The organism is Sphingopyxis sp. J-6 (assembly GCF_046603995.1).
GTDB lineage: Bacteria > Pseudomonadota > Alphaproteobacteria > Sphingomonadales > Sphingomonadaceae > Sphingopyxis.
On record NZ_CP145810.1, the window covers coordinates 3,900,917 to 3,926,878 of the forward strand.

Annotated in this window: 20 protein-coding genes and 1 tRNA gene; 10 read left to right on the top strand and 11 right to left on the bottom strand. The window is 64.7% G+C overall.

The window, feature by feature from the left end:
- Window positions 1-32 precede the first annotated feature (32 nt).
- Window positions 33-2,786 (top strand): TonB-dependent receptor domain-containing protein, encoded by a 2,754-nt coding sequence (locus V6U71_RS18600; RefSeq protein WP_411339832.1) that lies wholly within the window; start codon window positions 33-35, stop codon window positions 2,784-2,786.
- Window positions 2,787-2,970: 184 nt separating this feature from the next.
- Here the strand turns inward: V6U71_RS18600 and V6U71_RS18605 are convergent, their stop codons facing one another.
- On the bottom strand, window positions 2,971-4,239 hold the full coding sequence (locus V6U71_RS18605) for an MFS transporter (protein WP_411339833.1): 1,269 nt from the start codon (window positions 4,237-4,239) through the stop codon (window positions 2,971-2,973).
- Window positions 4,240-4,241: 2 nt separating this feature from the next.
- Complete coding sequence (locus V6U71_RS18610) at window positions 4,242-5,078, bottom strand: MBL fold metallo-hydrolase (protein WP_411339834.1); 837 nt, start codon at window positions 5,076-5,078, stop codon at window positions 4,242-4,244.
- A gap of 384 nt (window positions 5,079-5,462) precedes the next feature.
- On the opposite strand from V6U71_RS18610, the gene V6U71_RS18615 reads away from it, so the two are divergent.
- Together V6U71_RS18615 and V6U71_RS18620 are read left to right on the top strand one after the other, a co-directional pair.
- Window positions 5,463-6,221, top strand: coding sequence for a helix-turn-helix domain-containing protein (locus tag V6U71_RS18615; RefSeq protein ID WP_411339835.1), 759 nt, complete (start codon window positions 5,463-5,465; stop codon window positions 6,219-6,221).
- Window positions 6,218-6,937: a FadR/GntR family transcriptional regulator gene (locus tag V6U71_RS18620; RefSeq protein ID WP_411339836.1), complete on the top strand. Its 720-nt coding sequence runs from the start codon at window positions 6,218-6,220 to the stop codon at window positions 6,935-6,937. Before V6U71_RS18615 ends, V6U71_RS18620 begins: the two co-directional genes overlap by 4 nt.
- A 42-nt stretch (window positions 6,938-6,979) precedes the next feature.
- Here the strand turns inward: V6U71_RS18620 and V6U71_RS18625 are convergent, their stop codons facing one another.
- Window positions 6,980-9,199, bottom strand: a complete 2,220-nt coding sequence (locus V6U71_RS18625) for a TonB-dependent receptor (RefSeq protein WP_411339837.1) — start codon at window positions 9,197-9,199, stop codon at window positions 6,980-6,982.
- A 92-nt stretch (window positions 9,200-9,291) separates the two neighbouring features.
- Window positions 9,292-10,800: a carboxylesterase/lipase family protein gene (locus V6U71_RS18630; RefSeq protein WP_411339838.1), complete on the bottom strand. Its 1,509-nt coding sequence runs from the start codon at window positions 10,798-10,800 to the stop codon at window positions 9,292-9,294.
- 629 nt (window positions 10,801-11,429) lie between these two features.
- Here V6U71_RS18630 and V6U71_RS18635 point away from each other — a divergent pair.
- Window positions 11,430-12,077 (top strand): hypothetical protein, encoded by a 648-nt coding sequence (locus V6U71_RS18635; protein ID WP_411342374.1) that lies wholly within the window; start codon window positions 11,430-11,432, stop codon window positions 12,075-12,077.
- Between the two features lie 336 nt (window positions 12,078-12,413).
- Here V6U71_RS18635 and V6U71_RS18640 read toward each other — a convergent pair.
- Window positions 12,414-12,488: transfer RNA gene (locus tag V6U71_RS18640), tRNA-Gly, on the bottom strand.
- A 198-nt stretch (window positions 12,489-12,686) separates the two neighbouring features.
- Here V6U71_RS18640 and V6U71_RS18645 point away from each other — a divergent pair.
- Window positions 12,687-13,598 (top strand): tetratricopeptide repeat protein, encoded by a 912-nt coding sequence (locus V6U71_RS18645; RefSeq protein WP_411339839.1) that lies wholly within the window; start codon window positions 12,687-12,689, stop codon window positions 13,596-13,598.
- Window positions 13,598-14,248: an LON peptidase substrate-binding domain-containing protein gene (locus V6U71_RS18650; protein ID WP_054731864.1), complete on the top strand. Its 651-nt coding sequence runs from the start codon at window positions 13,598-13,600 to the stop codon at window positions 14,246-14,248. Before V6U71_RS18645 ends, V6U71_RS18650 begins: the two co-directional genes overlap by 1 nt.
- Here the strand turns inward: V6U71_RS18650 and V6U71_RS18655 are convergent.
- Window positions 14,235-15,074, bottom strand: coding sequence for a sigma factor (locus tag V6U71_RS18655; protein WP_411339840.1), 840 nt, complete (start codon window positions 15,072-15,074; stop codon window positions 14,235-14,237). The genes V6U71_RS18650 and V6U71_RS18655 overlap by 14 nt on opposite strands.
- A gap of 96 nt (window positions 15,075-15,170) precedes the next feature.
- Entirely contained in the window at window positions 15,171-16,412 is a 1,242-nt protein-coding gene (locus V6U71_RS18660) for an FAD-dependent monooxygenase (protein ID WP_411339841.1), read from the bottom strand.
- 125 nt (window positions 16,413-16,537) lie between these two features.
- Here V6U71_RS18660 and V6U71_RS18665 point away from each other — a divergent pair, with 125 nt between their 5' ends.
- The 4 genes from V6U71_RS18665 to ribA all read left to right on the top strand — a co-directional run bounded on the left by V6U71_RS18665 (window position 16,538) and on the right by ribA (window position 21,942).
- The gene (locus V6U71_RS18665) at window positions 16,538-18,850 is read left to right on the top strand and encodes an FtsK/SpoIIIE family DNA translocase (RefSeq protein WP_411339842.1); all 2,313 of its coding nucleotides are present in this window, start codon (window positions 16,538-16,540) and stop codon (window positions 18,848-18,850) included.
- Between the two features lie 155 nt (window positions 18,851-19,005).
- A complete protein-coding gene (locus V6U71_RS18670) occupies window positions 19,006-19,617 on the top strand; it encodes a LolA family protein (RefSeq protein WP_411342375.1) in 612 nt (203 codons plus the stop codon).
- A gap of 475 nt (window positions 19,618-20,092) precedes the next feature.
- Window positions 20,093-20,878, top strand: coding sequence for an exodeoxyribonuclease III (locus V6U71_RS18675; RefSeq protein ID WP_411339843.1), 786 nt, complete (start codon window positions 20,093-20,095; stop codon window positions 20,876-20,878).
- Window positions 20,875-21,942, top strand: a complete 1,068-nt coding sequence (ribA, locus tag V6U71_RS18680) for a GTP cyclohydrolase II (RefSeq protein WP_411339844.1) — start codon at window positions 20,875-20,877, stop codon at window positions 21,940-21,942. The genes V6U71_RS18675 and ribA overlap by 4 nt, the downstream gene beginning before the upstream one ends.
- A gap of 87 nt (window positions 21,943-22,029) precedes the next feature.
- Here ribA and V6U71_RS18685 read toward each other — a convergent pair whose 3' ends face one another.
- The 4 genes from V6U71_RS18685 to V6U71_RS18700 form a co-directional block, all read right to left on the bottom strand.
- A complete protein-coding gene (locus V6U71_RS18685) occupies window positions 22,030-22,836 on the bottom strand; it encodes a LytR/AlgR family response regulator transcription factor (RefSeq protein WP_411339846.1) in 807 nt (268 codons plus the stop codon).
- Window positions 22,833-23,957, bottom strand: coding sequence for a sensor histidine kinase (locus tag V6U71_RS18690; RefSeq protein WP_411339847.1), 1,125 nt, complete (start codon window positions 23,955-23,957; stop codon window positions 22,833-22,835). The genes V6U71_RS18685 and V6U71_RS18690 overlap by 4 nt, the downstream gene beginning before the upstream one ends.
- A 43-nt stretch (window positions 23,958-24,000) precedes the next feature.
- Window positions 24,001-24,510 (bottom strand): winged helix-turn-helix transcriptional regulator, encoded by a 510-nt coding sequence (locus tag V6U71_RS18695; protein ID WP_411339848.1) that lies wholly within the window; start codon window positions 24,508-24,510, stop codon window positions 24,001-24,003.
- Between the two features lie 135 nt (window positions 24,511-24,645).
- Window positions 24,646-25,905, bottom strand: a complete 1,260-nt coding sequence (locus V6U71_RS18700; RefSeq protein WP_411339849.1) for a glycosyltransferase — start codon at window positions 25,903-25,905, stop codon at window positions 24,646-24,648.
- Window positions 25,906-25,962 lie beyond the last annotated feature (57 nt).

Here is a 25,962-nt window from a genome sequence, read left to right on the forward strand (position 1 = left end):
CAAAGAATCGCTCTGCGATGACCGGGAGAGCTGTGTCCATCGCAGCCCTGATCGCCTCCTCTGCACCGGCTTTCGCCCAAGATGCGCCGGCCGGTGAACAAGCCGCCGACGATGCAAGCATCGTCGTAACCGGCACCCGCGTGAACCGCAGCGGCTTTACCGCGCCGACCCCCGAGACGGTGCTCGGCGAAGCCGAACTCGAGGGACGGGCCCCCGCAAATATCGCCAATGTCGTGAACGACCTGCCCCAACTGACACCCACGCTGAATCCGTCGACCAGCGGCGTCGGCGTCGGCGGAGGCACCGGCGGCGCGAACCTGCTCAACCTGCGCGGCCTCGGCATCAACCGCACGCTGGTCTTGCTAAACGGGAGCCGCGTCGTTCCTTCTACCACGACCGGCGGCGTCGATGTCAACCTGCTACCGCAAGGATTGGTCAAGCGCGTGGACGTTGTGACCGGCGGTGCTTCCGCGGCATGGGGTTCCGATGCTGTGGCCGGCGTCATCAACTTCGTCCTCGACACCGAATTCGAGGGGCTCAAGCTCAACCTGTCCGCGGGCAGCGCGTTCGAGGGCGATGCGCATACCTATAATGGCAATATCACCTTCGGAAAATCCTTCGCCGGCGGACGCGGTCATCTCCTCGTCGATCTCTCCGGCGCCATTCAGGGCGGCGTCGACAATTTCACCGACCGGGACTGGTACGATGGCTCGAAGGTCGTCAACAATCCGACCTACACCCCGACCAACGGCCAGCCGCGCCAGATCGTCTCGACCGGGGACTTTCTGGTCGCATCGGACGGCGGCGTCATCATATCGGGCCCGCGGGCGCTAAATACGGCGTTCGCGCCCGACGGGACGCCCTTTGCCTATAATCCCGGAACGCCGACCTCGCCCTACAAGATCGGCGGCACGCCGAACGACATCGGGGCCGGTTACCCGCTTGTCGTTCCGGTCAAATATGGCAGCGCCTTCGCGCGCCTGTCGTACGATGTGCTCGATGGGGTCACCGCCTATGTCGAGGGATCTTATTCGAAGTCGCGTACGGTGAACGACACGGCATCCTATGTCTCGCTCGGCAATGTCGTTATCGCGCCCGACAACGCCTATCTGCCCGAGGGATTCACCGGAGCGCCGTTCGTTTTGGGCAAAGTGTTCACATCGCTCGGCACGCCCTACCCGCGCAACGACCGCTCGGTGACGCGGATCGTCGGCGGTCTCGACGGTCGTTTCGGTGACAGCTGGAAATGGGCAGCCTATTACCAATATGGCAAGAGCCACGTCCTGAACGAGGTTTCGAACAACCCGATCGTGCCGAACGTGGTGCTCGCGACCGACGCCGTCTTTAATACAGCCGGCCAGATCGTCTGCCGCTCGACGCTAACCAACCCGACGAACGGCTGCGTACCCTTCAATCCGTTCGGCACCGCGCTGGCGAGCGATGCGGCGAGCGCTTATGCCACCGGCACCGCGGCGCAGCACATCGTGCTGAAGGAGGAGGTCGCGTCCGCCACGATCACGGGTGAACCTTTCTCGCTTTGGGCAGGGCCGATCTCGCTGGCGGTGGGCGCGGAATATCGCACCGAATCCTACACCGCGGACGCCGATCCGCTTTCGATCAGCAGTTCTTATTGGGTGGGCAATTACAAGCCCGGCCGCGGCAAATACAGCGTCAAAGAGGCCTTCGCCGAACTTGTGGTTCCGATCGTACGCGACGTGCCGCTGTTCAAGGCGTTCGACCTCAACCTGGCGGGCCGCATCACCGATTACAGCACCAGCGGAACCGTGAAGACCTATAAGCTGGGCGGAACCTGGGACGTGATCGACGGTGTGCGGATTCGCGGCACGCACTCGCGCGACATTCGCGCACCCAACCTCAACGACCTGTTCCTCGGCGGACAGGCGAACACGCTGATCGTGGTCGACCCCCAGAATGCAAACGCCCAATATGGCGTGGTACAGGTACTCCAGGGCAATCCCGATTTGATGCCCGAGATCGCCAATACCAACACGATCGGTCTGGTCCTGCAGCCGTCGTTCGTGCCCGGGCTCAGCTTTTCGGTCGATTATTATGATACCAAGATCAAGGGCGCGATCACGACGCTATCAGGCCAGCAGATTGTCGATAATTGCGCGGCGGGACAGGCGGGCTTCTGCCCCTCGGTGATCCGCGACAGCGCCGGACTGATCACGCGTGTCAACGTCTCCGGCTTCAACGCCAACGTCGAGAAAGTCCGCGGGATCGATTATGAGCTCAGCTATTCAAGGGCGTTGTCCGACCTCGGCATCGACATACCCGGCCGCGTGAACCTGCGCGTGCTGGCATCGAACACGCGCGAGCGTACGATCACAGCGCTGGGCGGCACGATCGACTATCTGGGGATGGTCGGCACACTCGGGGCTGGGGCGCCGCCGAAATGGCGTTGGCTCAACAGCCTGTCCTATGACAGCGACGCGATGCGCACCCAGCTCACGATGCGCCGTGTCGGCGCTGGCGTGCTCGACAATCGCAATATCGAATGCACCTCGGCCTGTCCGACATCAACGGCGGCCAATCCAACGATCGACAATAACAAGATCAAGGGTGTCACCTATTTCGATCTGTCGCAGACCTTCAAGATCAGGCCTGGCGGCAAGGAAGCCGAATTCTATGTCGCGGTCGAAAATCTGTTGGACCGCGATCCGCCGAGGGTCGCGCTTGCCTCCTTCCTCGCCCCCGGCGCGAGCGGCGTGTTCCACGACCTGATCGGCCGCCGGTTCCGTGTCGGGTTCCGCTTCGAATATTGATCGATCACGGCGCACGCCGGTCGGCAAAGCCGACGCGCTCCCCTTCCTCGGCCCGGCAAGCGATCCGCTTGCCGGGCCTTCTTTTTACGTCCCTGGAGTTCGTCACTGGCAGCTGGGCCGTACGCCCATCTGGGCAATCAGTTGCGACGGTTCGGCGTGTTACTGCGACCGGGAGCGGCAGCGCCTAACGGCGCGGGCGGCCTTCGACAGCCAGCAGGCCAGCCGCCAACAGCCCCGCGCCGAGTGCGATCATCCCGGCAGCATAGCCGCCCGTCTGGTCGTGCAGCCAGCCCACGGCGAAAGGACCGATATAGCCGCCGAGATTTCCGATCGAGTTGATCAGCGCGATCCCGCCCGCTGCGGCCGCCCCCGTGAGCATCGCAGCGGGACGGCCCCAGAATACGGGAAGCGCGGCATAGATGCCCAGCGCCGCGACGACGAACATCGCAAGCGTGACCGCAGGCGTGGTCGCAAAGGCCGCAGCGAAGAAGCCGAACGCGCCAAGCAGTGCAGGCGCGACAAGATATAGCGGACCGCCACGGTCGCGGTCCGAGCGCTGCCCCCAATATCGCATCGCCAACGCCCCGAGCGCAAAGGGCCCGATCGACAAAAGCCCGACCTCGATATTCGAGAGCGTGCCCATCGCCTTGATCATCTGCGGCGCCCAGAAGCTGAAGCCGTAAAGCCCAGCCACAAGACCCAGATAGACGAAGGCGTAACGCCAGACCGCCGGGCTCGAAAGACCCGCACGAAGCGAGCTATGCGGCGCCTCGGCCTGTTCGCGCGCGAGCAGATCGATCAAGGTCCGGCGCTCGGCATCATTCAGGAATTTGGCATCCTGCGGACCATTGGGCAGCAGGAACAGCACCGCAATACCGAGGAGCAATGCTGGGATGGCTTCGATCAGGAACATGCTCTGCCATCCCGCGAGGCCGAAGATACTGGTGTCGAGAAGTAAGGTCGAAAGCGGCGCGCCGATCGCGCTCGACAGCGGCACCGCAATCAGGAAGCCCGCCATCACGCGGCCGCGAACTTCCTTCGGGAACCAGAAGGTCAGGTACAGGATCATGCCCGGGAAGAAACCGGCCTCGGCAATGCCGAGCAGGAAACGGACGATCCAGAAACTGACCGGCCCGGTGACGAAAGCCGTCGCACCCGACAAGAGGCCCCAGCTGATCATGATGCGCGCGATCCAGATCCGCGCGCCGACGCGCCGCATGATCAGGTTCGACGGGACCTCGAACAGGAAATAGCCGATGAAGAAGATGCCCGCACCAAAGCCATAGGCACTCGCCGAAAGTCCGATGTCCTTGTTCATCGTCAGCGCCGCGAAACCGACGTTCACGCGGTCGAGGAAGGAGATGAAATAGAGCAACGCCATAAAGGGGATCAGCCGCCGCATGGCGCGTGCCACGATCGCCTGCTCCGGTGCGCTGAGCTTCGTTTCGGCCATGGTCACTTTCCTTGCGCTTCGTACCGCGCCGCCTGCGCGAGGATGCATTCGCTGTGGATACCCATCGCGCGGGCGTAGCCGTCACGGCCAAGCGCGAAGGGATTGGCTGCTGCGCCGGCTTTGCGTTCGAAGCGGCCGAAGCCATCGTCGACGAAAGCGTGCGTGCTGATCTCGCCCTCGGCGCCGGCCGCCTCGCCAGCCTGCCAGAGCTTGAGCAGCGAGGCGTGCATCTGGCGAACTCCGGCGCTGTTTTCGGGCATCGCGGTCCCGCCCCACAGGGTGAGCGCGATCGGCTTTCCGCCGTTCTTGGCGGTCAGGATCAACGACAGCGTACCCGGCGTGTGTCCGGGCGTCGTCACGAAGCGGATCGTCTCGCCGCCGATTTCGAGCATGGCGCCGTCTGCGGCGACCTGATCGCGCATCGGCGGCGAGACGCCCTTCGCCATTGGGTGCGGGTCGGCGACGATGACGTCCCAGTCGGCGGCACTGGCCCAGATTTTCGCGCCATAAGCGGACTGAAAGTGCCGCGCCCCGCCATAATGATCGACATGGCCATGCGTGATGAGCACGTGCTTGACCTCGGCCGGTTCGAGCCCGAGCCGACGCATCCCGGGCTCGATTACCTTGATCGCATCGTCGTCATTCCACATCGCATCGATCAGCACGAGACCGGCCGGGGTTTTGAGGATCCAGACGCCCACGAAATTGCCGCCCACATAATAGAGATTGTCGAAAGCTGCCGCTGGCGCCGGATCGACCTTGTTCGCAACAATCGGAGCAAGATAGGCATTTGCGTCCTGCGGGGCCCGGCACAAATAGCCGTCGGCGATTGCGGTCATGTCGCTTGCCGCAAGCGTGCGTGCGGCGGCCACATGCCTTTGCGCCGGGTCGGACGCTTGTCCGGCAGCAACAGCACTCACCGAAACCAAAAACGCTGCTGCGGTTCGAGCGATAGCCCGCATGGCTGTTCCTCCCATTATTCTAGGCCTTCGAGGCCTTTTGCAGAGGCGACGATAGGGCAGCCAAAACATGTCCGGAAGGCCGGGCCGATGTGCAGGGCGGCCCTCAGAATTGGCCCCACGGCCCGCCGCCCGGCCTCGGCAGCCCGCGGATCGGGAGAATATGCCACTCCGCATCCTATCTGATAGGTATTGCGCTATCCTATCAGATAGGTTAGATCGAACCACGATAAGAAAAACACGGAGGATGGGATGGAAGGGTCGATGACGCGTATCGATGTGTCGCCCGAGATGGTGACCTTCTACGGCCGTGGCACCGCGGGCGAAGGCCCCTTTCCCGAGCGTGCCCATGCCTTCGTTTTCGATTTTGCCGAAGGGAGTTTCCATTTCCGCTCGGCCTTTACTCCGGGCGATCTTCAGGCCGACGCGGACCGGCTCCGGCTGGTCCTGATCGTAGCTCACGCGGCGTGCGAGCGGCTCCGCGGTCAGCCGTCGCTTTTGCAGGACAATCAGCCCTATCATATGCCCGCGGTGTTGCGGTCGATTGTGGTCGCGCTTCGCGATTGCGCCCTTCCCGAGGGTGTCCAGCAAATCTATCGCGGCGCCAAATGTATCGAGCTTCTGTGCGAGACGATGCGGCTCGACGTCGAGGATCTTCTGTTGCCGAACGGCGCAACGGCGGGCCTCTCGATCGCCGACAGCGAGCGACTGCTGGCCGCGCGCCGTGTGATCGAGGAGCGCTCGGCGGAGAAGCTGACGATCGAGGGAATCGCCCGCATGTGCGGCCTGAATCGGGGCAAGCTGACCCGCGGCTTTCGTGAGCTTTTCGACTGCAGCGTCGCCGATGCGATTGCCGAACAAAGGCTCAGCCGCGCGGGCAATATGCTCCTTGCGACCGATCTCCCGATATCCTCGATCGGATATCGATGCGGCTATCTGAACAATGCGAGCTTCACGCGCGCATTTTCACGCCATTTCGGTATTGCACCGACCCGCTATCGTGCGGCACGTGTGGCGGCATGACGATACTGACTTCCGTGGAAAAACCGTCGCTCGCGGCGCAGGCCGTGAACGCCGTCCGCTCCTATATTCGCGACAATGATCTGAAGGTCGGCGACGCCCTTCCCGGCGAAGGCTTTTTTGCCGAACAGCTGGGCGTGAGCCGCCCGGTGATGCGCGAAGCCTTTGGCGCGCTCGCGGCGCTCAATATGGTCGATGTGGCAAACGGCCGCCGCCCGCGCGTGGGCGCCATCGACGGGTCGGTGATGGCGGCTTCGCTCGATCATGCCGTGACGACCGCGCAGATCAGCGTGGTCGACGTATGGGACGTCCGGCACACGATCGAAAGACGGATCGCGGGGCTGGCGGCCGCGCGACGCAGCGACGGCCAGGCGCAGGACATATTGGGATTGGCCGACGCGATGCGATCGTCGGCCAGCGATTTACCGCGGATGACCGCCTATGATATCGCCTTCCATCAGGCGATTGCCATGGCGTCCGGAAACGCGCTTTTCGTGCAGATGGTTCGCTCTTACGCCGTTTTGATGGAGATGGCCGTGCCGCAGGCCTGGAGCACGCGCATAACGCGCGAGCAACGCGACATCGCGCTCGAACAACATCAAAGACTGGCGCGGGCCATTGCCGATCGCGATCCCGCCGAGGCCATCGCCGCAATGGATGCTCATTTCGACACCTCGATCGCCGACCTGCTTGCAGCAGAGGTGACGACAGCGGGTTGAGGAGGCGACGCCGATCGCCTCCCCTTCCCCGATCCTGCTCCTTCAGAAGCGAAACGCCAGTTCCGCGCCGAGCGTGCGCGGCTGAATCACCGCCATGCCGAACGGGTTGCCGGCCGGCGTCAGCGACTGCGACGCGAGCGCGGTGATACCCCGTTTGTCGGTCAGATTCTTGGCGAACAGTGCAAGGCTCCAACCACTGTGCTCGATCCCGGCGTTCAGGTTGATCGTCGTGTAGTCGGGCACCGTTTTTGCGGCGCGGTCCGCATAGTTCGAGACGCGTTTGCCGACATAGTTGAGCGCCGCGCCCAGATTGACCTTCCAGTCCGGCGCAACGTCCCAGTCATATTGCGCCGACAGGCTATGCCCCCAGCGCGGGACGAACGGCAGGCGATCGCCGTCGAGCCCGCCTGCGGCGACGGCGGGGCTCGTCAGCTTGGCATCGGTGAATGCCGTGGTGAGCCCCAGCGTCAGCCCGGTGACCGGCATCAGCCGCGCGGTGACTTCGACGCCCTTGCTGCGGGCGTTGCCGCCATTGACAAGGAAGTTGAAGCCGCCGGCGCTCGTCTGGATCTGGATATTCTTCCAGTTGGTTAGGAAGGCGGCGGCATCGATCGTGAAAATCGTGTCGACCGCGCCCTTGAAGCCGAGTTCATAGCTGGCGAGCTTGTCGGGTTCAAAGGTCGTCGGAATGCCGGGGAACAGCGCCGGCGGCGGCACCGCGTTCGGCCCGCCCGCCCTATAGCCGGTCGCGATGCGGCCATAGAGCATCGCATCGCGACTAATCTTGAAGCGCGGGTTGATCAGATAGGTGAAGATGTCACCCTTTTCGGTGCCCGAATAGAGCAAGGGCGCCGGGCCGATGATCAGCCCGCGATAGTCCTGATCATAGGTCTGATAATCATGCGAAAAACGCCCGCCGACCAATATGTCGAACCGGTCGCCGAAATGGACCGTCGCGTTGGCGAAGACCGAATATTCCTCATAGGTCGACAGGATCGATGCGACCGCCAGCGACGGAAGAGGTAGCGCGTCGCCTGTCGCGGGATTGAATGGATCGAAGCTCGGGATCCGGTTGATGTCGTCTTCGTGCGTGTAATAGAGGCCGAGCTGCAGATCGAGCAGGCCATTGGCAACACCGGTCGCATCCGCGCGGAATTCCTGGCTGATTCGCTCGACACGCGTTTCCTGGTTGGTGCGCAGGCCGATGCCGCCAAGCGCAGCACCGAAGCCTGTCGTGGCGTCGCCCGCGGTGCGCGCCTTCACGACCTGATAAGTCGTCGATGAGAGCAGGCCAACATCGCCGAGGTCGACCGCAATCTTGCCATTGACGAGGCGCAGCGTGATCTTGCCGGGCTCGCGGGTAAAGCGCCGCTGGGTAAGGTCGCCATAAAGCGGCTGCAGCGTCGTCGCGTCGACGTCGACGACATTGCTGCCGGCGACCTTGGTGTCCTGCGCGATGCCTTGCAGATCGATGCGAACGTTCTCGCCGAGTTTGGCCGCGATCAGCACGCGACCACCGGTGACCTCGACCTCGTTGACGTCCTTGCCGTTCACCGTGGGCGAGTTGACGATGTCGATATAGCCCGCGTCCCTGCGGTGGAATCCGCTCGCGCGGACGACGAGCGTATCGGTGACAAGCGGAACGTTGAGCGCGCCGCGGAAGGCATAGCCGGTGCCACCCTTGCGGACCGAGGAGACCCCGGCGGAGACACGGCCGGTCACCGCGTCGAAATCGGGCTCGGCGGTGACGAACTTGAGCAGACCGCCGACCGCACCGGCGCCGTAGAGCGTGCCTTGCGGCCCCTTCAACACTTCGAGGCGCGCGAGGTCCGACGGATCAAGATCGGGCGTCGTATTGCTGCCGCCCGTATAGGCGTTGACCGAACCGACAGGCGCTTCGTCGATATAATAGGCCGTAGCCGACGCCGACTGCGCCGGGCCGGTCGTGATGCCGCGCAGGGTCACCTGCGTCAGCCCCGCCCGCGCCGAGGTCAGCGAGAGCCCCGGAACCTTGGCGGCATAGTCCTCGAACTTGACCGCGCCCTGCTGGGTCAGCGTGTCCGCCGCTACCACGGCGACCGACGCCGCGACGTCCTGCAACCGCTCCGCGCGCTTGGTCGCGGTGACGATGATTTCGGAGGTCTCGCTGGCTGCGCCGTCGCTCGGCGCCGTCTGTGCGTGCGCCGGGAACCCTGCCAGAATGGCGGCCGTTCCGGTCAGCCAGATGGCGCCGCGCACGTGCGCCAGTCGAAGATCGATCATTTACACATCCTCCCTTATGATTTGATCTCGACCTATCAGATAGGGTGATGCAGCGTGCGGATATGGTTGTGCAGATCGGATATTAGCCTTTGCTAGTCAGACTCGGTTGAAAGGCCGCTGACCTTGTCCCAGAAGCGACGCAATTCAGCGGCCGGGTCGGTCATCATCGCGGGCTTGTCCGCAAAGATCATCGTCGCACGGGTCTTTGCATCATAGCGCGGCCAGGCAGGCAAAGCGGCAGTCGACGGGTTTCCGCTGCGCGCGAAGGCGCCCCAGCTATGCTGCATCAGCGCGGTCATGCGATCCTGCGACGCCCCCTGTCCCGTCATCTCGCCCGCCGTGTCAACCGTGCCGAAGACGAAGGGAATTTCAACCCCATGCGGTGTCCGAAGCACCCCGTTCATAACGGGCGACCGCCAGTCGATCCGGTAGAAATAGACCGGGGCGGCCTGCGCGGCCTTGCGCGTCGCCAGCAGTTGCGCGTTGTGGGTGAACATCTTGTCGGCCATGATATCCGACAGGATGTACATCGGCTTTTCGGCCGGAAGTCGCGAGCGATAGAGGGCCAGGCCTTCGGTGGAAAATTGCGGCCCCATCAGCATCGCCGCCATCATCCCGAGCTTCGCATCGTCGGTTGCGGGCCACGCCGGATCGGCCGCGAGAATGGCCGTCGCCTCATCGCGCGTGTGTCCGACCATCAGCGCGACGTCGGCCGAAACGGGCGAGGCAACGGGGTCGGAGGGATGCGTCGGCAGTTCGCGGCCATCGACCACGGGCCCGAAGCTCAAGATCCCGGCTTTCGCAAACAGCGCGGTGAGCGCGTCGAGCGGCATCTCGCGCAGTTTCAAAATATCGGCGGGCGGAAGCCCCGCCCCCGCGAGAAGCTGCGCGCGAACGGCCAGACCCTGCTCGGACGTTCGCATCAAGGGATCCGAACCACTCTGGATAATCGCTTTCTGGAACAATCCCTTGCCCGCGGGCATGGCCAGCAACGCCGATATTTTGCCACCGCCACCCGATTGACCGAACAGCGTGACGTTGCCCGCGTCGCCGCCGAACTCGCCGATGTTGGCGCGCACCCAGCGGAGCGCCGCAATGATATCGAGCTGACCGTTCAGGCCCGAAGCCGCATAGGCTGCCCCTGCCTCCGGACCGAGATCGAGATAACCAAAGCCATTGAGCCGATGATTGAGCGAAACGACCACCACGCGTTCGCCCTTCGCGAGATGACTGCCATCATAGCCGCCGTCGTAGCTACTGCCGAAGCCATAGCCGCCGCCGTGCAACCACACCATGACGGGAAGCCGCTCGTCGCGCTTGCGATCGGCCGGGCTCCAGACGTTGACGATCAGGCAATCCTCGCTGATGGGCAAGTCCGAAAATCGAAATAGCGGGTTGGAAGGCAGTGGCGGTTGCGGGCAACGATTGCCGGGCCGCGTCGCGTCGCGCACGCCATTCCATTTGGGCGCGGGCTTTGGCGGCAGGAACCGGTTCGCACCGCCCGTATCGGCGCCATAGGGAATAGCGAGAAAGCGCTCCACGCCCTCGCTCGACACGCCTTTGACCTTGCCCGTTTGCGTAGTGGCGATGATTTCATTCAAGAAAGCCGGCGTAGCTCCGACGGCGCAGGCCATGGTTACCGCGCCAAGCGCCAGAATCGCACATCCGAAAGCCCGAGCCGGCATCCTATTCTCCTCATCCATCTCAATCGTCGCAAGCTAGCGCACGATTTCGCTGTAGCGAGCGTCCGGTGTTTGCTGATCAGGTCTGAATCTGTGCTGTGCCGTTTCGGTTCGGCGCTCGCCATGGCGGCCTAAGAAATTCCGTTATGAAGCCATACAAAGAGGGGCTCAAATTCGCGCCAGTCTTCGCCGCTAGTAAACGGACCGCCTTGGCCGATTGCAGACCGTCCGGAATTAGGATGATCGCGCACGCAAGCGGACGCCATGGACCGATGGAGTCCGCCCGCCGTCACCCCCATAGGCTTGTGGTCAATCGATGCAGGCGGCGCCCATCATGGCGCACACCGGCATCGGCGTTATTCTTAACCAGAAGAGGCACGTCGATATCCACCACCTCGTAAAGCGAGACGAGCACATAACATGGCAACCGCAAGCTTCATATCGAAGCGCCCGAAACCTAGACGAGCCGTGCGCAATCGAGAGCGAAAGCAAGTTGCTCAAGCTGGAGCGCCGGGCCAGCGGCGCTTTTTTCGCAAGCGGGCACCCGCATTCTTGTCCCGTCGGGCCCGGTATTCCGAGAACAGAATATCATACTCGCACTCGCGGGCGAAGAGAGCATGCCGCGTTTTCACGCGCCCAAGCTCTTCATGGGCGCGGCAAACATCGGACGGCAGGGCGTCATGCAAGCGGACGTCATGCTCGTCGCCGCTGAACGCTGCCTGATAGATCGGGCCGATGAAGTGATCCTATGTGTCGACAGCTCTAAATTCGGTTTCTCTTCAGGCAACGTCGTGTGCGGACTGCACGAGATCGACATTGTGATCACCGACCCAGGCATCAGCGAAGCCAACACCGCGATGATAAGAGCGGCAGGCGTCGAGTTGGTCATCGCTGACCGAGCGGAGGCTATCCTGTGTCGAGAGCGATTGCCAGTTTGGATGAAATCATCGTTCATCCATGTCTCGCCGTGCTTGCAGGTACGCTCGATGAACGGCTTCATCCGCCGATCAACTGAAGGTGTCGAGCATGCTGCAGGAGGAATGGAAATCGACGCCAACGCTAAATATGTGCTCACCAACATCTTGCCGTGTTTTACACGACGGTTGGGGACGGCAAGGAGGGTGTCGCGGCATTTTTTGGAAAAGCGCGGTCCCCGATTTACAAGCACGGCATTTGCGGCACCTGACCTTTACTGATCGGATTATTGACCGGGCCGCCATTGGCCGGAAGCGGACATGATGATTGTCACGGAAACGGGCGTTTCCGACGTATTCCGACATCTGGCGAATGTCCGACATCGGGCACGAAGGGGAAACTCAGTCGAACGTCTGATACCGCTCGTCTTCATCTGGAACTTCGGAGCTAAGCCGCCGTGCGAAGGACGAGCTATGCGCCAAACGTGCGCTAGACGCCCCCGCAGTTCGCCCCTACCGTATTACGTCCTGCTTACGCGAAGCGAAAAAACGCCGCGAATCGAACTAGCACATTACGCCGCTCAGACATATAAATCGTTGAAAACGTTAGGAAAAATCTGGAGCGGGCGAAGGGATTCGAACCCTCGACCCCAACCTTGGCAAGGTTGTGCTCTACCCCTGAGCTACGCCCGCTCTGGCGGCTGGAAACGGGTGGCTCCCAGCGGGTGAGGCGGGCGATTAGCACCGGCTTTCGGAGTCGGCAACCCCCTTCATGCTTTTCCCGCAACATGACGGTCGAAGGGTTGGCATATCGCCCGCAAATCCCACATAAGCGGGTGCGAGTCTTTTCCGGCCGATGCCGGACCCGCAGATTTTAAGGAGCATCCCCACGTGGCCACTTTGGGTCTGAACCCGCAAGAGAAGGAAGCCGTCGAAGCTTTCCGCCGCGACGTCGTCGAACCGTCGATGACGAGCCTCGTCATTCTCGATTTCTGGGCCGAATGGTGCGGACCGTGCAAGCAGCTCGCCCCGACGCTCGAAAAGGTCGCCGCCGATTATGCCGACAAGGGCGTCGTGCTGGCAAAGGTCGATGTCGATGCCAATCCGTTCATCGCCGGCCAGTTCCAGGTCCAGTCGATCCCGACCGTCTATGCGATCTTTCAGGGGCAGCCGGTCGCGAACCTGACCAACGCGCGCAGCGAAAGCCAGCTCAAGGCGATTCTCGACCAGCTCCTCGCCCAGCTTCCGATCGAAAGCGCGGCGAGCGCCCGCGCGGTCGAGATCGCGCCGCTGATCGAGATGGGCGAAAATATCCTCGCCGAAGGTGACGGACCGCGCGCCGCGAGCATCTTTGCCCAGATCCTCGACATGGCGCCCGACAATGCCGCCGCGCATGGCGGGATGATTCGCGCCCTGCTGCTCGCGGGCGATATCGATAGCGCGCAGGCCGCGCTCGACGCCGTTCCCGCCGAAATCGCCGCGGACCCCGCCGTCGCGCAGGCGAAGAGCGCGCTGGCACTAGCCGCCGATGCGCCCGACGCAGGCGAGCTTGCCGGCTTCGAGGCCGCAGTCGCGGCGAACCCCGACGACCATCAGGCGCGCTTCGACCTTGCCGCGGCGCAGATCGGCGCGGGGCAGCGCGATGCCGCCGCCGACAATCTGCTCCACATCGTCGCCGCCGACCGCGAATGGCAGGACGATGCCGCGCGCGCCAAATTGCTGTCGCTGTTCGAAGCGGTCGGGCTCGAGGATTCGTGGGTCGCGGCGCAGCGCCGCCGCCTGTCGCTGATCCTGTTCGGTTGATGAACGCCGACGCGCCCCTGACCGTCCAGCGGATCGCGATCTTTCCGCTGCCCGGCGCGGTGTTGTTTCCGGGGCTGCATCTGCCGCTGCACATCTTCGAGCCGCGCTATTCGGCGATGGTGCAGGAGGTGCTCGCGCGCGACCGGCAGATCGGGATGATCCAGCCGCGCCAGCTTCCCGGCGAAGAACATCGCGAGCCGCCCGCACTGTACGATATCGGCTGCGTCGGCCGCATTATCGACGTCGAGGCGCTCGACGAGGGGCGCTTTAACCTCGTGCTCGAAGGCGTCGCGCGCTTTCGCGTTCGCCGCGAGCTCGACGTGACGACGCCCTTCCGTCAGGTCGAGGCCGAAATCGAGATCGAGGCCGAAGACGACGCGGTGCTGTCGAGCATCGAACGCGCCAGCCTCGAGCGCGAAGCCAAGCGCTTCGCGGCGCGGCAGGGCTATGTCGTCGACTGGGATTCGGTCGGCCAGCTCGACGATGCGACGCTGGTCAACGGCATCGCGCAGGTCGCGCCGTTCGACGCAGCGGCGAAACAGGCGCTCCTCGAAGCGACGCCGATCGACGCGCGCGCCGAGCTGGTTGTCCAGATGATGCAATTCTTCGGTCGCTTCGATGGCGACGACGGACGCGCTACGCTGCAATAATATTGGTGATCAGCTCGATTGCAGGACCGTGCAACGCACGATGGGTCTCGATAGATTGCCCAGCTTCCCTTCTTCGTCGCCCCGGACTTGATCCGGGGTCCATGACGACGCCTGTTGCCTGGATCCCGGATCGAGTCCGGGATGACGAACGTGGGGGAGGCAAGTGCAGCCGCACATCCGCATGGTGGGCGATATCCGCCAGCGCACGGCGGACGATATGGCGCTCGCTTTCACTCAGCCGCTCCGTCGCTTCGGGCCCGATCATATGGCGGCGTACGAGCACCTGTTCGGCGGAGCTGCAGCCGCCGCCCAACCGGACGCGCCGCCGGTCGGCCCAATCGGCGACGAGGCGGTCGGCAAGCCGCCCCGCGAGGCAATCGGCGGCGCGGCGCTCGGCGGCGTCCTCCGCCGCCGGGTCAGCCAGCCATGCATCGGCCCCGGCGTCGATCATCGCATCGAGCGAGAGCGTCGCGGCGCCTGCCCGCCCCGCGCTGCCCTGATCGCCACGCAGGCGGAGGCGAAGCGCCTGCAATTCGGCGCGGAGCTGCCAGGTCACATAGGTGGTGAAGCGCGCCCGCGCGGGATCGTAGCGTTCGGCAGCGCGGTGGATCGCGATCGCGCACGCCTGCTGCGCCTCCTCGGCGTCGGCCCAAAGGCCATAGGCGCGCGTAAAATAGCGGATCCGCGGCGCGAGCAGCGCGGCGACACCGGCGAAGGCGCGATCGACCCCGGCCCGCGCCCGTCCGCCGGGCGCGGCATCGAGCGCGGTGCGCGCCGCGATCAACGCCGTTACCGCCTGTTCGAGCGCCTCGCTTGTTGCCGACATGATCCCGTCCCCCGACCTGCGCGGCACGGTTGCCGCAAGGACAGGGTTAGATCGCCGTGGTTAGCGGCGACACGCCCGCCGCCTACGCAATATTACCTAGATTTCGGCGCCGGTGAGCAGGCGCGGCAGGTCGCCCGCCTCGCCCCGCGCTTCCTCCATGAAGAAGCGCTTGAGCAACGGCAGCCGCTGCACCGCGCCGAGCCCGGTGCGGCGTACCGCCGCGGCGGTGCGGCCGGGAATGCCGAATAACCGCGTCAGCCCGTCGGTCGCGAGGCTGACCATCAGGCTGTCGAGTCCGCGCCAGCGCTGGTAGCGCGCGAGCAGCGCGGCATCGCCGACATCGAGGCCGAGCCGCGCGCCTTCGACAAGCACTTCGGTCAGCGCCGCCACGTCGCGGAGGCCAAGGTTGAGCCCCTGCCCCGCGATCGGATGGATGCCGTGCGCGGCGTCGCCGACGAGCACCAGCCGCTGCGCGACGATCGACGCGCTGTGGTGGAAGCCGAGCGGATAGGTCATCCGAGGCGCGACGAGCTCCATCGTACCGAGCAGACCGCCGGCGCGCTTTTCGAGTTCGGCGGTGAAGCCGCGGTCGCCGAGCTTGGCGAAACCGGGTCCATCCTTTTCGGAGACGGTCCACACGAAGGCGGAGCGATGCCGGCCCTGTTCGTCGTCGACGAGCGGCAACAGCGCGAACGGCCCGGCGGGATAGAAGATTTCGTGCGCGACATTGCCGTGCGGGCGTTCGTGGGCGACCGCACCGATCATCGCATGATGATGATAGGACCAGTTCGCGATGCTGAACCCCGCCGCATCGCGCGTCGGCGAGCGGCGCCCCTCCGCGACGATCAGCAGCGGCGCGGCGAGCTGCGTTCCGTCGGCGAGCGTCAGCGTCACGCCATGGGCGTCGATGTCGCGCGCCGTCACCCGCGCCGGCATGTGCAGCCGGACGAGCGGCGCGTCGGCCAGTGCGGCCGCCAGCGCCAGCCGTAGCCGGCGATTTTCGACCATCGTGCCGAGCGGCGCGCTGTCTTCGGCGGTGACGAAATCGAGTTCGCCGCCGCGCCCCTGCCCCGGGACGCCGTCGCCGACCTTGATCGCGCGGATCGGGCAGCCGTGGCCGGCGAGGCGATCGGCGAGCCCAAGCACTTCGAACATCTGCCAGGTCGCGCTGGCGATCGCCGAGGCGCGGCCGTCGAAGCCCGGCGCGATCGTCGCGACCGGGTCGGCAGGGTCGACGATCTGCGACGACAGGCCATGATGCGCCAGCGCCAGCGCCAGCGCCTGGCCGACAAGGCCGCCGCCCGAGATCAGGACATCGCTGCGCAGGGTTTCGCTCATGTCGCTGCCGTAGCGCGGGCCGCGATCATTGGGAAGGCTGTGCGCAACGGGCCGGGCCCTGCTTGACGGCGAGTCCGCCCCATGCGCATATCGCCGTGGTTAATCGACAGGGACCCGAACTCAGCATGGCAAGCCGCAAGGCCATTACCGCAAAGGCCGACTGGCGCACCGTTTTCCGCCAGAGCATCGCGCGATCGCTGGTGATCGCTGCGGCGGCGGCGCTCGGCCTTTTTACGCTATTCCTGACGTTCGCGCTCCTCACCTACGACGGCACCGACGCCGCGATCCACACCGCCGCTGGCGGTAATCCGTCGAACTGGATGGGCGGCGCGGGGGCATGGTTCGCCGACCTGATGCTGTTCGTCGGCGGCGCCGCGATCGTCCTGCTATTGCCGTTGTTCGGCGTCGTCGCATGGCGGCTGTGGGCGGTGACGCCGCAGCCCTATTGGAAGCGCCAGCTCGCCCTGGCCTTCGTCGCGATCCTGCTCGTCGGGCTGGGACTGCAGCTCTGGGCGCCCGACAGCAGTGCGCCGCTTCCCGCCGGCTGGGGCGGGATCATCGCGCTGATCGTCGGCAGCGCGGTCGACCCCTTGTTCGAACGCGCGGGCGATCCCGCCGCGGCACTGATCCGCTTCGCCACGATCCTTCTGCTCGTCGGTGTCGGCCTGTGGCTCGGCTGGCGTGCCTTGCGGCTCGAAAAGGGATGGGCATCGCGGTTCCGGCTGCCCGCGGCCGAAAGCAGCCGCGTCGCCATGCCAGCGAGGGCCGCCGAAACCGACCCAAGGATCGTCGATCCGGCCGAGCGCGTCGTCAAGCCGCGTCCGCTCGCCGAACCCAGCGACCGTGCCCCGCCCGAGATCGCCGATCCCGCGCAGCGCAGCGCGCCCTCGAAACCGCGGCCGAAACCGCAGACCGAGCTGTTCACCAATTATCAGCTCCCCTCGATCGACCTGCTCGCGCCGCCGCCGCCCGGACCGACCGGGCAGATCGACAAGGCAGGGCTGGAACGCAACGCACGCCTGCTCGAATCGGTGCTCGAGGATTTCCAGGTCAAGGGCGTCGTCACCGCGGTGCGCCCCGGACCCGTCGTCACCATGTACGAGCTTGAACCCGCGCCGGGCACGAAGGCGAGCCGCGTGTCGAACCTCGCCGACGATATCGCGCGCAATATGTCGGCGCTGTCGGCGCGCATCGCGCCGATTCCCGGCCGCACCGTGATCGGTATCGAACTGCCCAACGCGCATCGCGAATCGGTCGTCCTGCACGAAATCATCGGCAGCGCGCTGTTTCAGGACCAGACCGGCGCCCTGCCGATCATCCTCGGCAAGAATATCAGCGGCGATGCGATGATCGCCGACCTCGCCCCGATGCCGCACCTGCTGATCGCGGGTACGACCGGCTCGGGTAAATCGGTCGGCCTCAACGCGATGATCCTCTCTTTGCTCTATCGGCTCGGTCCCGATCAGGTGAAGATGATCATGATCGATCCCAAGATGCTGGAACTCAGCGTCTACGACGACATTCCGCACCTGCTTGCCCCGGTGGTCACCGAACCCAAGAAGGCGATCCGCGCCCTCAAATGGGCGGTCGAACAGATGGAGGACCGCTACCGGATGATGTCGTCGCTGTCGGTGCGCAACCTTGCCTCCTACAACGACAAGGTCCGCGGCGCGCTCGCCAAGGGCAAGTCGCTGGGGCGCCGCGTCCAGACCGGCTATGACCCCGACACCGGCCAGCCGGTCTATGAGGAAGAGACGCTCGACTATGCGCCGCTGCCGCAGATCGTCGTCGTCGTCGACGAACTCGCCGACCTGATGATGACCGCCGGCAAGGAGGTCGAATTCCTGATCCAGCGGCTCGCGCAAAAGGCGCGCGCGGCGGGCATCCATCTGATCCTCGCGACGCAACGCCCGTCGGTCGACGTCATCACCGGCGTCATCAAGGCGAACCTGCCGACGCGGATCAGCTTCAACGTCACCAGCAAGATCGACAGCCGGACCATCCTCGGCGAGGCCGGCGCCGAACAATTGCTCGGCAAGGGCGACATGCTGTACGTGCCCGGCGGCAAGCAGATCACCCGCATCCACGGACCTTTCGTGTCGGACGACGAGGTGCGCGCGGTCGCCGATCACTGGAAGGGCCAGGGCCGCCCCGACTATATCGAGAGCGTCACCGAGGATCCCGAGGACGGCGGCTTCGCCATGGAAGGCGCCCCGGCGGGCGGCGACAGCGCCGAGGACCGCATGTATGCCAAGGCCTGCCAGATCGTCGTCGAAAGCCAGAAGGCGTCGACGAGCTGGCTGCAACGGCAACTCCGCATCGGCTACAACAGCGCCGCGCGGCTGATCGAGCGGATGGAAGAGGAAGGGCTGGTCAGCCCGCCCAACCATGTCGGCCGCCGCGACGTGCTCACCGACCAATATGGCCAGCAGCGCTGACCCGGTTCGGAACCATCGCCGCGCCCGCGACTTGAACAGCATCTAACCGGCGGGTTCAGGGCATGTTCAATGCCCGGACGCCATGAACCGGCCGGAACAAACAGAATGAGAGCCCGATGACCCTGAAGAATCCCCTCACCCGCGCCGCCGCTTTCATGCTCGCTCCTGCCGCCGCCGCCGGCCTCGCGCTGGCCGTGCCTGCGGTTGCGCAGTCGTCGAACGCGCTCGCGTCGGTGCAGGCGCATCTCAAATCGACCAGCTCGATGACCGCCGACTTCACGCAGACCGACCGCAACGGCCAGCGGCTGACCGGCAAGCTGACCCTGAAGCGTCCCGGCAAGATCCGCTTCCAGTATCAGAAGGGCGTGCCGCTGCTGATCGTCGGCGACGGCAGTTCGCTGACCATGATCGATTATGAGGTGAAGCAGGTGCAGCGCTGGCCGGTGAAAAATTCGCCGCTCGGCGCGCTGCTCGACCCCGACCGCGACCTCAGCAAATATGCGAAGGTGCTACCGACGGGCAACGACGGCGTCCTCAGCGTCGAGGTCAAGGATCCGAAACGCCCCGAATATGGCACGATCACCATGGTGTTCATCCGCGACGGCGCGTCGCCCGGCGGCCTCCGGCTGCGCGGCTGGGTCGCGCTCGATTCGCAGAACAACCGGACGCGAATCGATCTCGCCAACCAGAAATTCAACGTCGCCGTCGCCGATTCGACCTTCAAATGGACCGACCCGCGGCCGAAACAGCGCGGCCGCGCCGGCTGAGCTACCCTCCTTTGCGAAGCTGTTGAGACGGCGCCGGTTTCACAAACGAAACCGGCGCCGTTTTTCCGCCCAACCGCCGCCCAGTATCGACGAACTGCAATGACGCGCCCAAAACCGTTCATTTTCGTTCAGCTTGGCGACAGGGAGGAGCGGCTATTTCACCTCTCGAAGGCGCCAACACGGCACCCGGACTTGGGTTTCCCCCTGTTGCCCCATCCGGAACGCCCGGTGCCTTCATTCAAGAGCGTGACGAACGCTGACCTTGAACCCCCGTTCCACCGCCCCTGGGACGGGGGTTTAATTTGTCCGGTGTTTGCGTTTGGCCGCTGACGCGGCTGGCGGCACCAGCCCGCTCCCCTACCCGGCCTCCCAACAGCGTATCCTGCAATGGGAGGCCGGGTAGGGGAGCGGGCTGGTGCCGCAAAGCAAGAAAGCCATCGTTGCACCGGTCCGCCTGCGCCGATAGAGCCACCGCATGACAAGCATCGCATCCTGGAACATCAACAGCGTCCGTGCCCGCATCGGCATCGTCGAAAAATTCCTGCGCGAAGAAGCTCCCGACATTCTGTGCCTGCAGGAAACCAAGGTCGAGTGCGGCACCTTTCCCAAGGATATGTTCCGCTCGCTCGGTTACGAGCATATCGAGACTCACGGTCAGCGCATGCACCACGGGGTCGCGATCGTCAGCAAGGTGCCGCTGACCGACCTGCGCAAATATGACTGGCAGGCGAATGGCGAGGCGCGCCACGTCGGCGTGACGCTGCCGTCGGGCGTCCGGCTCGACAATGTCTATATCCCTGCCGGCGGCGATATCGCCGACCGCGATCTCAACCCGAAGTTCGGGCAAAAGCTCGATTTCTTTGGCCGGATGACCGAGTGGGCCGGCGCGCTCGACCAGCCGACGGTCCTGACCGGCGACTTCAATGTCGCGCCGCTCGAAAGCGACGTCTGGAACCACAAGGCGCTGCTCGACGTCGTCAGCCACACGCCGATCGAGGTCGAAACCCTCGGCAGGCTGCAGGCGGCATCGAACTGGGTCGACCTCGGCCGCCATTTCATCGCCGCGCCGACGCCGCTCTACACCTGGTGGAGTTATCGCGCGAAGGATTGGGAAGCGTCGAACCGCGGCCGCCGGCTCGACCATATGTGGATCACGCCCGACCTGCTGCCGCAGGCGCTGTCGCATCGCATCGTCCAGCCGGCGCGCAGCTGGGAACGCCCGTCGGACCATATCCCGCTGGTCACGGAGTTCGCTTTTTGACCGACGGCGCGAGCGATGCCGGCGCCCGCCAGGCGGCGCGCGCCATCGATGCGCTCCGCCGCGGCTGGCCGTTCCGGGTGACCGGGCCTGACGGGGCGCTCGACCTGCTGGCGGTCGAAAGCGCGCGCGATGACGCGCTCGTCGGGTTCGGCAGCAGCGACGTGCTGATTTCGGGCGAACGCGCCGTGACGCTGAAACTCACCAACCAACGCGTCGCGGCCACGCCGGGGCCGGTGCGGCTCGCCGGCGCGGCCGACCGGGTTGCGGCGGCGCTGGTGATCGCCGACCCCGCACTCGACCTCGCTCATCCGCTCAAGGGCCCCTTCCGCACCGTCGCCACCGGCAGCGAAACCGCCGCATCGGCTGCGATGACGATGGCGCGCCACGCCGGACTGCTCCCCGCCTTTTTTGTTCGCGAAGCCACCGGCGCGACAGAGACCGCCTGTTCGGCCGACGACGTCGCGCTGCTGCTCGACCCCGCCCGGCTGCAGGTCGCGGCGCGCGCGCGCCTGCCCGTCGCAGCAAGCGAAAGCGCCGAGATCGTCGCCTTTCGTTCGCCCGAAGAGGCCTCGGACCATGTCGCGCTCGTCATCGGCAAGCGTGACGGCAATCCGCCCGTCGTCCGGCTGCACAGCGAATGCCTGACCGGCGACGTGCTCGGCAGCCTGAAATGCGATTGCGGGCCGCAACTCCACGCAGCGCTCCATGCGATGGCCGACGCGCCATGGGGGGTGCTCCTCTATTTGCGGCAGGAAGGTCGCGGCATCGGGCTCGTCAACAAGCTGCGCGCCTATGCGCTGCAGGATCAGGGCTATGACACGGTCGACGCCAATCTGCGGCTCGGCTTTCCGGTCGAGGCGCGCGACTTCGCGATCGCCGGGCGGATGCTCGAACTGCTCAACATCCCGCGCATCCGGTTGATGACGAATAACCCCGAAAAGGTCGCGCGGCTGGAGAAGGAAGGCGTCGAGGTCGTCGAACGACTCCCCCTCGCATTGCCGACGAACAAATATAACGAGCAGTATCTCGCAACGAAGCGCGACCGGACCGGGCACCAGCTTTAAATGCACGTCGCCCCCGCGAAGGCGGGGGCCGCAGGCAGCCCGGCACTACACCGACAGCGCCCCCGCCTTCGCGGGGGCGACGCCATCTTAATGCACGAACCTTGCCACCACGTCGCGGTAGCTGCGGCTGACCTTCACCTGCGCGCCCGATCCGAGCACGAGGAAGCATTCGCCGTTGGTGTGCGGCTTGACCTGCTTGACCTGGCTGAGGTTGACGATCGTCGAGCGGTGGACGCGCTGGAAGTTGCGCGGGTCGAGCCGCTTTTCGAGGTCCTTCATCGTCTCGCGCAGGATGAGCGAATTGTCGGCCGTATAAATGCACATATAGTCGCCAGCGGCGTCGATCCGCTCGATGCTGTCGACGTCGACGCGGAAAATCTGGCCGCGATCCTTGATGTTGATCATCTTTTCATAGCGGTCGGCGGCATGCGCGTCGGGCTGGACCTCGGCGCCATATTCCTCGACCGCTTCGGGGGCGACTTCGGCAAGCACCGTCTTGAGCCTTTCGACCTCGGCCACGCCGCGCTTCTCGGCAAGGCGCTGGCGGACGCGATCGAGCGCGTCGGCTAGCCGCTCGGGCTCGACCGGCTTGACCAGATAATCGACCGCCTGCGCTTCGAACGCCCGGATCGCATGGTCCGAATAGGCAGTGACAAAGACGACCAGCGGCGGTTCGACCTCCATCAGCCCCTGAATGACCGAAAAGCCGTCGAACCCCGGCATCTGGATGTCGAGGAAAACGAGGTCGGGCTTGTGGGTCTTGATCTTTCTGATGGCCTCGCGGCCGTTGAGCGCGGTGTCGACAACCTCGACATCGCCATGGGCTTCGAGCCGCAGTTGCAGGCCTTGGGTGGCCAGTTTTTCATCATCCACCAGGATGGTTCTGATCGTCATATGCGTTCGGTTCCAATCGTCATTTGCCCGTCGGGCTGGAACGGAAACTCGATAACCACCGTGAACCCGCCCTCAGCGTCCGTCTGGACGTCGAACCGGTGCTGGTCGCCAAAAGCCTGCGCCAACCGGTCCCTGATGTTGGCTAAACCCACACCGGTCGATTCCGTTGCAAAGCCAGTGGTGGGGTCCGTACCGTCGGCTGACAATCCCGACCCGGTGTCGGACACGGTGATCCGGACATTTTGACCGGCAAGCTGTGCGGAAATGGTGATATCGGCGCCGTCTTCCTGCGGCGTCACCGCATATTTGATCGCATTTTCGATCAGCGGCTGGAGCAGGAGCGAAGGCAAACGCGCGCGCGCAACGGCCGGATCGATCGCGAAATGCGGCCGCAAACGCTCCTCGAAGCGCATCTTCTCGATATCGAGATAGAGCTTGAGCGTCTCGATCTCCTGCGCCAGCGTCACCTGCGCGGTCGGCTCATTGGCGAGCGTGTAGCGGAGGAAAGCCGACAGGCGCGACAGCATCGCATTGGCCGGCTCGGCCTGTTTGAGCAGCACGAGGGTCGAAATGCTGTTCAGCGTGTTGAACAGGAAATGCGGGTTGAGCTGATAACGCAGCATCGCGAGCTGTGCCGACGCCGCCTGCGCCTCGAGCCGCAGCATGCGGTCCTGCTGCTCCTCGAGCTGGAGGAAATAGTTGATCGCGAAATAAAGCGCCGACCAGGCACCGAGCGAGGTCGCATCGATATAGACCGCGCCGAGCAGCAGGCTGGTGAACCCCGCCTCGCTCGCCGGGTTCTGGATTTGCGCGACCCATGCATCGATAAACGCCCAGAGCGCGGTCGCCACCCCGGCGAGCCCGAAGCTGACCCCCCACATGAGCAGCGGGCGGCGGTTGATCAGCGCGCGATAGCAGACCGACAGGATCAGCGAGAGCGAGAAGCCGGTGATCGCCGAGATCATCTGCGGGATCAGGAAGGAAAAGCTCTGCCCGTTGGCGAGCCCCGATACGCCGCGCAGCCCAAGCCACGCGGTCCACCCCAATATCTGGAGATTCCAGAAGGCGCGCACCTTGTTGCCGAAAAAGGGGCCCGGCGAGGACAGTCCGAACAGCGACATGGCGGCCTATGTGATCAGCGCTGGGCGCGTCGCAGCGAAGCGATCATTCCGCCGCGACCGGCGCCATCCGCGCGCGCGCCTGCCCGAGCGGCTGGAGTTCGGCGCGGTGCATCCACACCAGTTCCTTGTACCCGAGCGGCCGGCCGTCGTGCGCGGTGATCGTCACCGGCCCGATCGGCTGTTCGTCGCGCGTATCGACGAGCACCGGGGTCGACGGCACGCCCGCACCCCATTTTTCGCCCCACTGGCGCAGCGCGATCATCGCCGGGAGCAGCTCGACACCCTTTTCGGTGAGTTCGTAGCGCACCTTGCGCCGGTCCTCGGCCATCACCTCGCGCGCCATGATGCCATGGTCGACGAGCCGCGACAGCCGGTTCGACAGGATGTTGCGCGCAATATTGAGTTCCTGCTGGAACTCCTCGAAATGATGAACGCCGTTGAAGGCGGCGCGCAGGATCATGAACGACCATCGCTCGCCCATCGCCTCGAGCGCGAGCGGCAGGGCGCAATTGTCCCCGTAAAGAATGTTCAGCGGTTCGCGTAATTTTCCCATGGGTCGAGCACTATCCGATAATCTGCGCCAGCGCCAAAAAAAATTATGGCACCGGCAAGCTTGCCCTAAAGGAAATGGCGCGGCGCCGGCGATCTGCAACCCCTGACCTGCGTTGCGTCCTACGGCAACGGCGCGTCAGGAAAACCGGATCGTGATCAGCCGGTCTTCGAGGATGCGAAGCTGGTGCGCCCGTTCCAGATCGGCGGGAACCGCAGCCTTGCTCGCCATGCCATTCGTCGCAAGGCGCGCGAGAAAATCGGCGATCGCATCTTCTTCCGTGGTCGCGATGCCGAGCTGATAACCGGCGATGACCCTGCCTGAATCGGAACCAGGATTGGCGAGCGCGACGATCGGGCGGCCCGAACCGATATATTCGAACAGCTTGCCGGGCAGCAGCGTATCTTCCCATGGCGCGGTGCCGACGACAAGGATCAGCGCATCAGCGGCGCATTGCGCGTCGAGAGCCTGAGCACGCGGCACCCGGCCGCGATCGACGATCGCGATGTCGGGAAAGTCGGCTGCAAGTTGAGCTACTATCTCGGGCTCGGAGCCATAGAAGTCGATGCCGACCGGCGATCCCAGCCTCTGCGCCGCGCGCAGCAGCGGCGTCACGTCGCGCCGCTCGCCATATAATATGCCGGTATAGACCAGACGCAGGCGGGTCGGATCGCGGCGGTAGTGATCGCAATCCTCAATGCCCGCATCGACGCCGTTCATCACCGTGATCACCTTGTCCGCCAGCGCGGGATAGGTCGCCCGGTAATAGTCGCTCATCCCCTCGCTTACCGCGACGACCAGATCCGCCGAGGCGAGAATCTTTCGTTCATAGCTGCTGTCGAGCGACTGATAGAAGGGTGCCGTCAGCTTGTAGGGGTTGCGGGCCCAGATGTCGCGATTGTCGGCGACGAACAGCGCGCCGCATTGCCGCGCGGTATCGCGGGCGGCGGCATGGACCGAAAAGGGCAGCGCGGTCGACAACACGACATCGGGTGCCGGGAGGTCGCGGAGGAGGTCGCGGGCGCGGCGCTTCATCGCCCGCGCGACCGGACGGATATGATCGGGCCACGACAGCAGGCGCAGCGCCGTGCTGAGGCGATGCGCGATACTGCCCCGGCCCGGCTTGAAACTCGACGAGCGGGTCAGCCAGCTATCGGGTACATAGTGAACGTCGAAACCCGACAGGTCGGTGACGAAGGTCTGCGGAACCGCCTCCGATGCGCCGGCGATGACGGTGACCTGCCAGCCGCGCGCGGCGAAATAGCGCGCCATCGCGACGGCGCGCGACGAGCCGACTTCGTTGACCGGCGGAAACCAGTAGCTGAAGATCCAGAGACGCTTCGCGGCGGGAGATTGCTCCGCAACCGATGACGTCGAATCAAGAATATGGGTCCCCATCGTGCCGGTCCTAGTGCGCAGGGCCGGTGCTTCCAACCGCCTTTACCAAGTTGCGGA

What these genes read in the sequence shown, in the direction of transcription:
- V6U71_RS18605 (WP_411339833.1), bottom strand. Translation starts at nt 4,239, where the DNA reads ATGGCCGAAACGAAGCTCAGCGCACCGGAGCAGGCGATCGTGGCACGC.
- V6U71_RS18610 (WP_411339834.1), bottom strand. Translation starts at nt 5,078, where the DNA reads ATGACCGCAATCGCCGACGGCTATTTGTGCCGGGCCCCGCAGGACGCA.
- V6U71_RS18615 (WP_411339835.1), top strand. Translation starts at nt 5,463, where the DNA reads ATGACGCGTATCGATGTGTCGCCCGAGATGGTGACCTTCTACGGCCGT.
- V6U71_RS18620 (WP_411339836.1), top strand. Translation starts at nt 6,218, where the DNA reads ATGACGATACTGACTTCCGTGGAAAAACCGTCGCTCGCGGCGCAGGCC.
- V6U71_RS18625 (WP_411339837.1), bottom strand. Translation starts at nt 9,199, where the DNA reads ATGATCGATCTTCGACTGGCGCACGTGCGCGGCGCCATCTGGCTGACC.
- V6U71_RS18650 (WP_054731864.1), top strand. Translation starts at nt 13,598, where the DNA reads ATGAACGCCGACGCGCCCCTGACCGTCCAGCGGATCGCGATCTTTCCG.
- V6U71_RS18655 (WP_411339840.1), bottom strand. Translation starts at nt 15,074, where the DNA reads ATGTCGGCAACAAGCGAGGCGCTCGAACAGGCGGTAACGGCGTTGATC.
- V6U71_RS18660 (WP_411339841.1), bottom strand. Translation starts at nt 16,412, where the DNA reads ATGAGCGAAACCCTGCGCAGCGATGTCCTGATCTCGGGCGGCGGCCTT.
- V6U71_RS18665 (WP_411339842.1), top strand. Translation starts at nt 16,538, where the DNA reads ATGGCAAGCCGCAAGGCCATTACCGCAAAGGCCGACTGGCGCACCGTT.
- V6U71_RS18670 (WP_411342375.1), top strand. Translation starts at nt 19,006, where the DNA reads ATGCTCGCTCCTGCCGCCGCCGCCGGCCTCGCGCTGGCCGTGCCTGCG.
- V6U71_RS18675 (WP_411339843.1), top strand. Translation starts at nt 20,093, where the DNA reads ATGACAAGCATCGCATCCTGGAACATCAACAGCGTCCGTGCCCGCATC.
- V6U71_RS18685 (WP_411339846.1), bottom strand. Translation starts at nt 22,836, where the DNA reads ATGACGATCAGAACCATCCTGGTGGATGATGAAAAACTGGCCACCCAA.
- V6U71_RS18690 (WP_411339847.1), bottom strand. Translation starts at nt 23,957, where the DNA reads ATGTCGCTGTTCGGACTGTCCTCGCCGGGCCCCTTTTTCGGCAACAAG.
- V6U71_RS18695 (WP_411339848.1), bottom strand. Translation starts at nt 24,510, where the DNA reads ATGGGAAAATTACGCGAACCGCTGAACATTCTTTACGGGGACAATTGC.
- V6U71_RS18700 (WP_411339849.1), bottom strand. Translation starts at nt 25,905, where the DNA reads ATGGGGACCCATATTCTTGATTCGACGTCATCGGTTGCGGAGCAATCT.